The organism is Acinetobacter sp. Marseille-Q1618 (assembly GCF_902809855.1).
Lineage (GTDB): Bacteria > Pseudomonadota > Gammaproteobacteria > Pseudomonadales > Moraxellaceae > Acinetobacter.
In genome coordinates, this window is record NZ_CADDWJ010000001.1 from 536,927 (window position 1) to 548,830 (window position 11,904).

Consider the following 11,904-nt stretch of genomic DNA (forward strand, 5'->3'; position numbering starts at 1 on the left):
AGTCAATGAGATTTCAGCGATGATTGCCAAGAGTGATAAACTTACAATACATAAAAATTCTGCAAGTAAAATTATAATATTTCCACAAAAACCAAGCTTAGATACTTGACTTTGTCTGTTAGAAATGAAAGAAAATAAAGTGATCAATATTCATTATGCTCCAGCTGATCATGAGAATTAAGATTTATAAAGCAGCCAAAATACTTACTGCAATTGGTGCAAGCACAGACAGTACAAATCCACTGACCATCGCATGTGGAATAAATTCATTCCCACACGCTTGTTTTACCATGGGTAAAGTCACATCCATGGCTGTTGCACCTGCGGAAGAAATCGCAGAACGTGGATAGCGCCAGCCGACCATATACATCAATAAAATCGCAAAAACTTCTCTAAATAAGTCATTGATTAATGCAATACTTCCCAAGTGAGCATTTCGGAGTTCAGTGACTACAATTCCTGTCATAGAATAAAAACCATAACCTTGAGAAAGCATGATGAGGTCTTTTAGACTGATATTATTTAGCATCAATGAACATACGATAGCCCCTAAAATAGAACCAATAATACAACCAATGGGCACAAGAAGGATTTTCCAATTTAGCCAAGAACGATCTAGTGGAGAATAGGCGAGATCTAAACCAATCAGTACCATAAAAACTAAAAGTAAATACCATGTACTCACATGAAGCTGATAATCAAAATGATTAAATAATACCGACAAGCCATATCCCAAAGCCAATGCAATAAAGGCATAGCTGATATTGAGTAACGAACCTATTAACAAGTCTGCTGAAACTTTGCCTTGTGTAGGTTGCAAACCGATACTTTTAAATAAAATATAGCAGCATAAAAAAGCACCTACAGAGGTTGCTAACGCAATGGAAATAGCATCACTCAAAATTTGAGCAGGATGAGCAATACGATCTAAGGTTTGTGCAAATTCAATTGCAATCGCAACCAATAAAATATAAGTAAAATAAGGCAGGACCTTAAAAGCAATTTTTTCTAGCCATTGAGGCAGTCTACGCGCCAGAATAAAACCTAAAAATAGACAAAATAAAAGTTGAAAGATAAGCCAGAGAGATTGCATAAAAAAAGGGCAGATAATCAATATCTGCCCATTATAGCGAAAGTTTTAAGCAGCACGTGTGCTTTTATTTGTATTTTGCTTTTGACCTAGCAGTACATAATCGGCTGGATTAGCCTTACGGGTTTGTAACCAAAATTTCCATGTATAGGTTGGCCATAAGGCAAAGTTTTTACCGCCATCTTGTTGATACCAACTGACACAGCCAGACTGCCACACTGTACCTTTCAGTTTTTCTTGTACATCTTCATTAAATTGATCTTGAACTTCAGGTTTTACCATCACAGATTGGGTTTTGGTTTTATCGACCAATTGGATCAGTTGTAAAATATAGTTAACTTGAGATTCGATCATGAAAATAACTGAGTTATGTCCAAGTACTGTATTTGGTCCTAATAATTGGAACAGATTTGGGAAATTTTTTGTGGTAATACCATAGTAACTTTCAGCGCCATCTTTCCAAGCATCTTTGAGTTCAATCCCATTTAAACCATAGCATTCAAATGATTTTAAATAAATGCGAGGGTCAGTGATAAAACCCGTACCATAAATTAAACAATCGATAGCACGTTCTTTACCATCTTTGGTGATGATACTATTTTCAGTAAGTTCCTGAATCGCATCCGTAATCAGTTCCACATTTTCACGGTTAAATGTTGGGAAATATTTATTGGAAATTAAAATACGTTTACAACCCATCACATAATCAGGTGTCAATTTTTTTGCAATCGCTTTATCTTTGACTTGAAACTTAATGAATGCTTCAGCCAGTTTTTGTCCATATTTCATGACTTGTGGTTGCACAATCGGGACAACACGGGATTCATTTGACCAATATAAACGTGCGCGATGCAGTTTTCTAAACCATTCAAAGCGACTAAATAATTTTTTATCTAGATCGTTGTATTTGCGTTCATCACGTGGAATAACCCAAGCTGCTGTACGTTGGAAAACGTATAAATTTTTAACTTTAGGGGAAATTTCAGGAATATATTGAATAGCACTTCCGCCTGTCCCAATCGAAGCGACATTTTTTTCATTCAAATTATATTGATGATTCCACTGAGAAGAATGGAAAACTTCACCTTTGAATTTTTCAATGCCTTTAATTTTGGGAATTTGTGGCACATGTAAAGGACCAGATGCAAAAATTACAAATTGTGCATCAATTTTTTGCCCATTTTTTAAGACTAAATGCCAATGACATTGCTCTTCATTGTATGTAGTAGAAACAACCTCTTGGTTGAATTGAATATATTTCTTAAGATTGTATTCTTTAATAAGGTCTTGGATATAGTCAAAAATTTCAGGTGCTTCGGCGTAACGTTTTGACCAATCTTTCTTCGGGGCAAAAGACAATGAATACATGTGGGACTGTACATCACAAGCAGCACCTGGATATTGGTTTTCACGCCATGTTCCCCCGACATCATCCGCTTTTTCTAGGATAATAAAATCATGAATATTGGCTTGTAATAAACGAATTGTCATCGCTAATCCGCCAAAACCTGCACCAATAATGGCAATCTGCGTGGTTTGCGTATTTTGCTGATTATTGTTAGTCATTGAGCTTGCTGCACACATTTTTAAAACCCAGTTTTTTTGATTTTGCCAAGATTAAAGGAATTTGGGCAGCAGTAACATGATTCTATTAACAGAAAAATTGATCAAATCGGCAATGTTCAAAGTGACTAGAGTATAGTAAAAAACAGGCAGTAAAAAATATTGTAATGATGATGAAAAGATCGATACTTGGTTTGATGTACTTGATTCAGGGCATGCGTAATGCAGGAATTGATGTGGATGAACGCCTAGCCAGCATCGGAATTCAGTCAGATGCACTCGATCCAAGTTCAATTATTCACCCAAGTTTAGAATGGGATATTCAAAAAATTATTGGGCAAGGTGTCAAGCCTGAAACAGGATTATTTATTGGTCAACATTATGCTTTGGCTGGTTATGGTCCTTTGTTGATGCTATTGGTGACTTGTAATACGGTGGGTGATGCCATTGAAAATGGTATACGTTTTCAGGGTTTAACTCATCTATATGGCGAATTAAGCACGATTGAGAATCAAAGGCAAATCGCTTTGAGTTATCAGCCTGTTGATTTAACTACAGAAATGGGTTTGTTACGTGCGCAGTGTGAGATTTCAGGAACTTATAAATTTCTTCAAGATATTTATAAAATGATGGGATTATTTGTGCCTGATATGCGGATCGAACTGCCATTTCAGCAGCCTGAAGATGCAGAAACATTGCAACAGTTTTATGATTATTATGGTGCTAATTTGCATTTTGGGTGTAAAACAGCAGCGTTTTGGTTAGATAAATATGTGGTCGATGTTAAAATTCCATCTGCAGATCCGATTACCAATCGAGTTTATGAAGCAAAGTGTATTGAGGAAATTCAACGACTCAGTATGGTTGAAAATGAAATTCCTGTTTTGATTCAGCGAGTCAATGATTATTTGGAATTACAACAAGGCGTAATTCCAACAATGGCAGAAACTGCACAAGCTTTGAATCTGCCTGAACGTACGTTGCGTCATCAATTGCAGCAACTGAATACCAGTTATAAAGCAATTCGAGAGCAATTAATCAAATATAAGGCATTGCGTTTGATTGAATATAAAGAATATTCAATTGAAATGATTGCTGAGTTATTGGGATATTCTGAACCTGCGGCATTTAATCATGCATTTAAACGTTGGTTTGGGCAAAGCCCGCGCCAGTACGGCAAATAAACAATTTTTCTGTATAGCAAGGATGAATTAATGACAAAGTCTTATTTATCACATTGTAATTTTCGCTATACTTCCATCAGCCCTTAAAAGTATTCGTAATATGTTAGACAAGAAATCAGCACATAGCACCGCATTTACACCCGTATCTCCTGCTGAGCGTTATGCTCAAGCTTTGTCATCTGGGCAGTTTTTGCCCGATGAAGCACAGGCGCAAGCAGTGCATGAGTTAGATCGTGTTTGGCAAGAACTCATTCACCGTTATAAGGCATCTAAAAAAGCTTTCCGTCGTTTCCGCCGTCAGACTTCGCCAACAGGTGTCTATATGTGGGGTGGTGTAGGGCGTGGTAAGACATGGTTAATGGATCAATTTTATGATTCGATTCCATTTCGTCGTAAAACCCGTATGCATTTCCATCACTTTATGCAATTTGTGCATAAAGAGTTAAATAAACTTTCAGGACAACGTAATCCATTAGATTTGGTTGCGGATCAAATTTATAAAGATGCTGTGGTGATTTGTTTTGATGAGTTTTTTGTATCAAATGTCACCGATGCAATGATTCTCAGTGATTTATTCCAGAAATTATTTACGCGTGGTATTACCTTAATCGCAACATCCAATATTGCACCAGATGGTTTATATAAAAATGGTATCCATCGCGACCGTTTTTTACCAACCATTGAAATGGTCAAGAAAAACTGTGTTGTGCTCAATGTCGATGCAGGGGTGGACTACCGTTTACGTGTGTTAAAACAAGCACAATTGTTTAAATCGCCTCTCAATGAAGCAAATACAGCATGGATGGCAGAGCGTTTTAATGCATTGGTGTCATCACAAGCAGTGTCTAAAGATCCGATTATGATCAATAATCGTGTGGTACAAACTTTGGGACATACTGAGGATGTGTTGTGGTGTGATTTTTCTGAACTATGTATGAAACCACGTAGTCCGTCTGATTTTATTGAAATAGCGAATATTTATAATACTGTTTTAGTCAGTAATGTACCGCATTTAAATGACTTTTTGTCAGAAGGTACACGCCGTTTTATTTATTTGGTCGATGAGTTTTATGATCGTGGAGTAAAGTTGTTACTGACTTCGGCAGACACGATTATTGAGATTTATGAAGGTGAAAAATTAGCATTTGAAATTGAGCGTACACGCTCACGTTTACTTGAAATGCAATCAGACGATTATTTGCAATCTGAGCATCGTCAAATTCAAGGCAAAGATTTACAAGTTGAATAATCTCAAATCAGCACTCGAAAGAGTGCTTTTTTATGAAAAAATGAAACACATTGTTCACAAGCTTTTATCGACATTCGATATTTTTCATGGCTTAATCGGGGATGATAAAAAGTATATCGGCATTAAAATGATGAAATAATCGGCGTTCTTGGCACTTAAGTCTAATGTCGACATTTTAAAAACTTTATACACTGTGGGAAGAGTATTCAAATTGTTGATGTTGTTCGCTTCTTGAACAGTATTTAATTGAATGATGTAACCATGTATTCAATTTAAAATGCTTACTATTTAGGAATGTGATATTACTATTCAGCAAGGTATAAATCGGTATACTAAGAATCTCTTGTTATAAAAAGTAGCAATATCAGGAAAGACAATGACTGCACGTATTCAAAAAGGCAAGTTAGCGATTGCTAAAGAACTCTACGATTTCATCGAAAATGAAGCTTTACCAGGCTCAGGTCTAGACAGCGAAAAATACTGGAAAGATTTCGAGCAAGTTGTTGTCGATCTTAGTCCAAAAAATAAGGCATTATTGGCTAAGCGTGACGATCTTCAAGCAAAAATTGATGAATGGCACCGCAACAATAAATTTGAACTCGAAGCTTATAAAGCTTTCCTTACAGAAATTGGCTACTTATTACCAGAAGTAGAAGATTTCCAAATCACTACTGAAAATGTCGATGAAGAAATCGCATTATTGGCTGGTGCGCAACTGGTTGTACCTGTACGTAATGCACGTTATTGCTTAAACGCTGCCAATGCACGTTGGGGCTCTTTATATGATGCACTTTACGGTTTTGACGTGATCTCTGAAGAAGGTGGCGCGGAAAAAGGTAAAGGTTATAACCCTGTTCGTGGTGACAAAGTTATTGCATTTGCAAAGAATTTCTTAAATGAAACATTCCCATTGGCAAATGGTTCACATGCTGATGCAACTAAATATGCAGTTGAAGCTAAAAAACTTGTTGTTACCTTAAAAGACGGTTCAACAACGACTTTGGCACATGAAGCACAATTTGTTGGCTTTAATGGTGAAGAAGCTGCACCAACTGAAATCGTATTATTAAATAATGGTTTACATGTTATTATTGAAATTGATGCGAATAGCCCAATCGGTAAAACTGATGCTGCTGGCGTAAAAGATTTAGTACTAGAAGCTGCTGTAACCACCATTCAAGACTTAGAAGACTCAATTGCTGCAGTGGATGCTGAAGAGAAAGTTGAAGGCTATCGTAACTGGTTAGGCTTAATGAAAGGTGATCTTTCAGAGTCTATCGAGAAAAATGGTAAAACCGTTACACGTACATTAAATAAAGACCGTACACATAAGAATCTAATTGGTGGTGAAACGACGCTTCATGGTCGTTCATTGATGTTGCTTCGTAACGTAGGTCACTTGATGACAAACCCTGCGATCCTTGTAGATGGTGCTGAAATCTACGAAGGTATTATGGATGCATTGATCACACCATTGTTGACTTTTGCAGACATCAAAGGTGAAAACGAGAACAAGAACTCACGTAAAGGTTCGATGTACATCGTTAAACCAAAAATGCATGGTCCTGAAGAAGTTGCATTCGCAGTTGAATTGTTTGAACGTGCTGAGCAAGTTCTAGGTTTACCAGCGAAAACGTTGAAAATCGGGATCATGGACGAAGAGCGTCGTACTTCTGTCAACTTGAAAAACTGTATCGCGCAAGCGAAAGATCGTACGATCTTTATTAACACAGGTTTCATGGATCGTACAGGTGATGAGATTCATACCTTCATGGAAGCTGGTCCATTCGTTCGTAAAGGTGAAGTGAAAGCACAAATTTGGTTCCCTGCGTATGAAAACCGTAACGTGATGATTGGTTTACAATCAGGTTTACGTGGTAAAGCACAGATTGGTAAAGGAATGTGGCCTAAACCAGATATGCTTTTAGATATGTATAAAACCAAGATTGAGCATCCTGAAGCGGGCGCAAGCTGTGCATGGGTTCCATCTCCATCAGGTGCGGTGATTCACGCAATCCATTACCATCAATGTAATGTTTCAACTCGTCAACAAGAGTTGTTAAAAACTGATGCATTACCACTAGATGACTTGTTAACACCACCTTTAGCGACAGATACAAACTGGACTGAAGAAGAAAAAACCAAAGAGCTTGAAAATAACTTACAAGGTATTTTAGGTTATGTGGTTCGTTGGGTTGACTTGGGTGTAGGTTGTTCGAAAGTTCCAGATATCAATAACGTTGGTTTGATGGAAGACCGTGCAACATTACGTATTTCTTCTCAACACGTTGCAAACTGGTTGCGTCACGGTATCGTAACCAAAGAACAAGTTGAAGAAGTAATGCAACGTATGGCAAAAATCGTAGATGAGCAAAATGCTAATGATCCACTTTACACGCCAATGGCACCAAGTTTTGATGGTTTTGCTTATAAAGCTGCCTATGATTTAGTATTTAAAGGTGCTGAGCAACCATCAGGTTATACAGAGCCATTACTTCATGCATATCGTTTAAAATTAAAAGGTTATACAGGTGACTAATCTGTAATTAAAAACTTTTAAATTGTAAAAAACCTCTGATTATTCAGGGGTTTTTTAATTTTCACTGCTCAATAAAATAACAAGATATTTTTCAGATTTTTAAAGTAGAATAGTGGATGAAAATAGCATTTTTTGACGAATCAATTAGATAGATTGGTTTTCAAATATGGATAGATAAAAGGATTTGTTGCACTTTATTTTTAAATGTCATGTGATTGACCTAAATAAATGCAATATTAAAACTAAATAAAATAGGATAAGGATTGAAATTATGAGCTTAAGTTTAGACTTTGTTGAAAAAATTAACCATTTATATCAGTCTTTTATCAAATATGATGCAACACAGTGTGATCGGCTTAAGCGTTATCGCAACATAGAGCCTGATTCTGCTCAATTTTTAGCGATGCAAATTCGTATTCAAAACTCCAAAAAAATCTTAGAAATTGGAACTTCTACAGGGTATTCAACTTTATGGTTGGCAGATGCTGCGCAGGTGACTCAAGGGCAGATTACAACTTTAGAAATAGAAGAACAACGGACACTTCAAGCTAAAAATTATGCCAAAGAGTTTGCAGTAGATGATGTTATTAAGTTTTGGGTAGGGGATGCTTACGATTTTTTATTACAATCTCATGAAAAATATGATTTTATTTTACTGGATGCAGAGCGTGATCAATATGTTAAATACTGGCCGCATTTAAGTAAAATGATCAATGAAAATGGTGGAGTGCTTTTTGTGGATAACGTGATTTCACATGCCAGTGAGGTAAAAAACTTTATCCAAGAAGTTAAAAAAGATCAGCGCTTTTTAAGTACCACGTTATCTTTGGGGGCGGGACTGTTTATGGTGACGCATAAGGATTATCTACGATAAAAAAATCAGGACAAGCCTGATTCTATAAAATGCTAATCCGAGTAAAGTGCAGATCATACTCTAAATACTTTTGCACAAATACCGTTTTGTCTTGACAGCGTAATAGATTGTTGTAGATGAATTCTGGCACAGGATGATAGAGTTCACCAGAACCATTGTTATAAAAAATTTTTAAATACCGTGAAGATGCATTGTACTTCCAAGAAGTCACGGTCACCATTGATCCCATAAGCAACCCCTTATAATTTTTGATTATTTTGCAGAAAGTTGTTTTCTGCATATTTTGAAATTAGTCTATTTATATTGGGGAATATATGACAGATTTGTAATTTAATTCTTCATTTTTCTGCTATTTATATGTTATTAACCGCTAAATTAAAAAGTTATAGCTTGGGTATTTTATGATTATTGCTTTCGATGTTGCTTATACTGAAAGTTTTGCACATGTTGTAGCTTTAGTTTTTGAGGATTGGACAAGTCAGCATTGTACGCAAAGCTACACTTTAAATGTACAAGAAATTGCGGAATATGAATCTGGACAATTTTATAAACGTGAATTGCCATGTATTTTGGCATTATTTAAACAAGTAAAAGAGCCAATCACAATGATTGTGGTTGATGGTTATGTCACTTTAGGAGAGGGTCAACACAAGGGCTTAGGTCAATATTTGTATGAGGCTTTAGACAGTAAGATTCCTGTGATTGGTGTTGCAAAGAATGGCTTTAAAGGCACACCTTCGTACTGTGAAATTTTAAGAGGTCAAAGTACAAAACCTTTATATATTACGGCCAAAGGCATAGAACTTGAGCAAGCAAAAAATAATGTGCAGAAAATGTATGGAAAATATCGGATACCAGAGTTGTTAAAGTAAGTTGATCGTTTAAGTAAGCAAATACAATAACTTAGTATCTCTTCAAATTATTAAAACTAATATATAGCTTAATAACATCAAAATCTATTTATATTTATGAAATAGAGGAAAAATAAAATGATTCATAGTACAAGTAATGAAAAAATATCAATTAATTATATTGAGTTTAATGTTAGAGACATTCACCAGTCTAAAGAATTTTATCAAAATTTAGGCTGGACTTTTACTGACTTCGGACCATCTTATTGTGAGTTTGATACTGGTGTGATTAAAGGTGGTTTTGCTCAATCTAATCATGTGCAAAGCGCAGGCGGTGCATTAATTATTTTATATAGTGATCACCTTGAGCAAAGTTTACAATGTGTCAAAGAAGCAGGTGGAACGATTGTACGAGAAATTTTTAGTTTTCCTGGCGGTCGTCGTTTTCACTTTAAAGACTTAGATGATTATGAACTTGCGATTTGGTCACATTGACATATTCATCGGAAAATAAAAACCACGCTAAAAAGCGTGGTTTTTCAATCAGTTCAATCTAATAAATATTAGATTTTACCTACTAAGTCGATTGAAGGCGCTAAAGTAGCATCGCCTTCTTTCCATTTAGCTGGGCAAACTTCACCTGGATGACCGTGAACATATTGAGCTGCTTTAACTTTACGAAGAAGTTCAGAAGCATCACGACCAATACCACCCGCATTAATTTCGATGATTTGGATTTTACCTTCTGGATCGATAACGAAAGTACCACGATCAGCAAGACCGTCAGCTTCGATTAAAACTTCAAAGTTTTTAGCAAGTGTCCAAGTAGGATCGCCAACCATTACGTATTGGATTTTTTTGATTTCTTCAGAAGAATCGTGCCAAGCTTTGTGAGTGAAGTGTGTGTCAGTAGAAACTGAGTAGATTTCAACGCCTAATTTTTGGAATTCAGCATAGTTGTCTGCAAGGTCACCAAGTTCAGTTGGGCAAACAAAAGTAAAATCAGCAGGATAGAAGAAAACTACAGACCATTTTCCTTTAAGATCAGCTTCTGTAACTTCAATAAATTGACCGTTTTGGAATGCTTGTGCTTTAAATGGTTTAACTTCAGTATTAATTAAGCTCATCATTATCTCCATGATTGAGGTTAGTCTTTAATTTAAAAATAGAATAATGCAATTTTACTTATTGGGGAAATAGTATTTTTTTATGGTTAATATCGGAAAATCCGAATTAGCCAAACTCCAGAACTATTCCTACAAATTGATCATTTTGTTCATACAACATAATTTCTAAACTATTAAAGCATTAAAAATATGATGGTTGAATGACAAAGTAATCTTTTTACTCTTTAAACAACATGCAGTCAGGGAGTGCTATTTTCAAGGGTGATTCTCAAAAAAATGATAAAAAATGTTTCATTGTCTAAAATATATTCAGATAAGATGACTTTTTTAGATAAAAATGTATTTATGATCATCAGTCAGGTTTTGAGAGTTTTGGCAGTCATTTTTCTGTGTATTGCTTCACTTTGTTTGGTGGGCAGTCGTGGTGAATTTTGTTTGTATGAATATATCGGCCAAAATACAGTTTGGTCACTTAATGAATTGAATGGGGGTATTAGCAAAGATCCAAGTATATTTAATATGAGTGCCATGACGGCTTTGATTTTGTTTATACCATTACTGTTGTCTTATCATCGAGGTTGGTATTTATTGTTTTTTGTCGTGCTGATTCTTCTGCAAACAATTTTTTTAAGTAACATGATTGATTCGCCTTCGGTATTTGGTTTATGACAGTATTGTCTACTGTCAAAATTATTGGTTGTTGGCTTGGGCGATAGGAGAATTACTATTTATTGTGTTGAGTTTGGTATTTGTTTTTTATGAATTTGAATATTAAAAAATATTTGGAAGCAATTACTCTAAAATTATTATGCTCATTTTTTTTGCTTGCAAGTTTTTGCGCGTTGAATGTTGATGATGCGGGCTTGTGTGTCATGAGCTACTATGAAAAGGGTGTTGTGACATATATTCATAAAATTAGGTTCTCAAGCTGACGATAGTATAGTATTTGGTGTTGCAGGAATGTTGGGTTTTTTTCACCGATGTCTTTTTTGAAACTTTCCCGTCCGTGGTGGATTGGGTTGTTTACAAGTTTGTGTGTTTTACAGTTTTTAAGTTTGTGTCTAGTGACGATACCACTCAACCAAATCATCCATGACAGTGTGAAATTTTGTGACAATTTTTGGTTGCTTGGATTTTTAATTTTTCACTTAGTTTTTATCATTTTAAATTTGATTTATATAAATTTATCTTCAGATTGGAAATGAAATAATGAGCACTAGGCATTACAAATTCCTTGCTATTTTTATTTTATTGATTGCTTCGTTGAGTGCTTGTGTTGCATTTGCTTATGATGATGCTTTTTGTGTGACGGGTTATACACAGGAAGGTATTATTCGTTTTAATGAGTTTAGTACATATACTTCTGATGAGCCGTTATTATTTATTTAAGCAGGGATTATTGGGCTATTTTTTGCCATTCTTTTGAG

General features: G+C 35.5%; 12 protein-coding genes. 8 read left to right on the forward strand and 4 right to left on the reverse strand.

What is annotated here, in order from left to right; all coding sequences use genetic code 11:
* Positions 1–184 precede the first annotated feature (184 nt).
* Positions 185–1,093 carry a lysine exporter LysO family protein gene (locus HUS24_RS02425; RefSeq protein ID WP_173910458.1) on the reverse strand — a complete coding sequence of 303 codons (909 nt, stop codon included), beginning with the start codon at positions 1,091–1,093 and terminating at the stop codon, positions 185–187.
* Between the two features lie 45 nt (positions 1,094–1,138).
* Positions 1,139–2,656 carry an NAD(P)/FAD-dependent oxidoreductase gene (locus HUS24_RS02430; protein ID WP_173910459.1) on the reverse strand — a complete coding sequence of 506 codons (1,518 nt, stop codon included), beginning with the start codon at positions 2,654–2,656 and terminating at the stop codon, positions 1,139–1,141.
* A gap of 170 nt (positions 2,657–2,826) precedes the next feature.
* Here HUS24_RS02430 and HUS24_RS02435 point away from each other — a divergent pair, with 170 nt between their 5' ends.
* The 4 genes from HUS24_RS02435 to HUS24_RS02450 all read left to right on the forward strand — a co-directional run bounded on the left by HUS24_RS02435 (position 2,827) and on the right by HUS24_RS02450 (position 8,499).
* Positions 2,827–3,837: an AraC family transcriptional regulator gene (locus tag HUS24_RS02435; protein ID WP_173911378.1), complete on the forward strand. Its 1,011-nt coding sequence runs from the start codon at positions 2,827–2,829 to the stop codon at positions 3,835–3,837.
* A 100-nt stretch (positions 3,838–3,937) separates the two neighbouring features.
* On the forward strand, positions 3,938–5,086 hold the full coding sequence (gene zapE, locus HUS24_RS02440; protein ID WP_173910460.1) for a cell division protein ZapE: 1,149 nt from the start codon (positions 3,938–3,940) through the stop codon (positions 5,084–5,086).
* A gap of 376 nt (positions 5,087–5,462) precedes the next feature.
* On the forward strand, positions 5,463–7,625 hold the full coding sequence (locus tag HUS24_RS02445) for a malate synthase G (RefSeq protein WP_173910461.1): 2,163 nt from the start codon (positions 5,463–5,465) through the stop codon (positions 7,623–7,625).
* A gap of 271 nt (positions 7,626–7,896) precedes the next feature.
* The gene (locus tag HUS24_RS02450) at positions 7,897–8,499 is read left to right on the forward strand and encodes an O-methyltransferase (RefSeq protein WP_173910462.1); all 603 of its coding nucleotides are present in this window, start codon (positions 7,897–7,899) and stop codon (positions 8,497–8,499) included.
* Between the two features lie 22 nt (positions 8,500–8,521).
* Here HUS24_RS02450 and HUS24_RS02455 read toward each other — a convergent pair whose 3' ends face one another.
* Entirely contained in the window at positions 8,522–8,728 is a 207-nt protein-coding gene (locus tag HUS24_RS02455; RefSeq protein ID WP_171531783.1) for a KTSC domain-containing protein, read from the reverse strand.
* 172 nt (positions 8,729–8,900) lie between these two features.
* On the opposite strand from HUS24_RS02455, the gene HUS24_RS02460 reads away from it, so the two are divergent.
* Together HUS24_RS02460 and HUS24_RS02465 are read left to right on the forward strand one after the other, a co-directional pair.
* Positions 8,901–9,371 carry an endonuclease V gene (locus HUS24_RS02460; RefSeq protein WP_173910463.1) on the forward strand — a complete coding sequence of 157 codons (471 nt, stop codon included), beginning with the start codon at positions 8,901–8,903 and terminating at the stop codon, positions 9,369–9,371.
* Positions 9,372–9,488: 117 nt separating this feature from the next.
* Positions 9,489–9,845: a VOC family protein gene (locus HUS24_RS02465; RefSeq protein WP_173910464.1), complete on the forward strand. Its 357-nt coding sequence runs from the start codon at positions 9,489–9,491 to the stop codon at positions 9,843–9,845.
* A gap of 68 nt (positions 9,846–9,913) precedes the next feature.
* Here the strand turns inward: HUS24_RS02465 and ahpC are convergent, their stop codons facing one another.
* On the reverse strand, positions 9,914–10,477 hold the full coding sequence (gene ahpC, locus HUS24_RS02470) for an alkyl hydroperoxide reductase subunit C (RefSeq protein WP_065992982.1): 564 nt from the start codon (positions 10,475–10,477) through the stop codon (positions 9,914–9,916).
* A 276-nt stretch (positions 10,478–10,753) separates the two neighbouring features.
* On the opposite strand from ahpC, the gene HUS24_RS02475 reads away from it, so the two are divergent.
* Both HUS24_RS02475 and HUS24_RS02480 read left to right on the forward strand, forming a co-directional pair.
* Positions 10,754–11,146 (forward strand): hypothetical protein, encoded by a 393-nt coding sequence (locus HUS24_RS02475; RefSeq protein ID WP_173910465.1) that lies wholly within the window; start codon positions 10,754–10,756, stop codon positions 11,144–11,146.
* Positions 11,147–11,686: 540 nt separating this feature from the next.
* A complete protein-coding gene (locus tag HUS24_RS02480; protein ID WP_173910466.1) occupies positions 11,687–11,866 on the forward strand; it encodes a hypothetical protein in 180 nt (59 codons plus the stop codon).
* Positions 11,867–11,904: the final 38 nt, after the last annotated feature.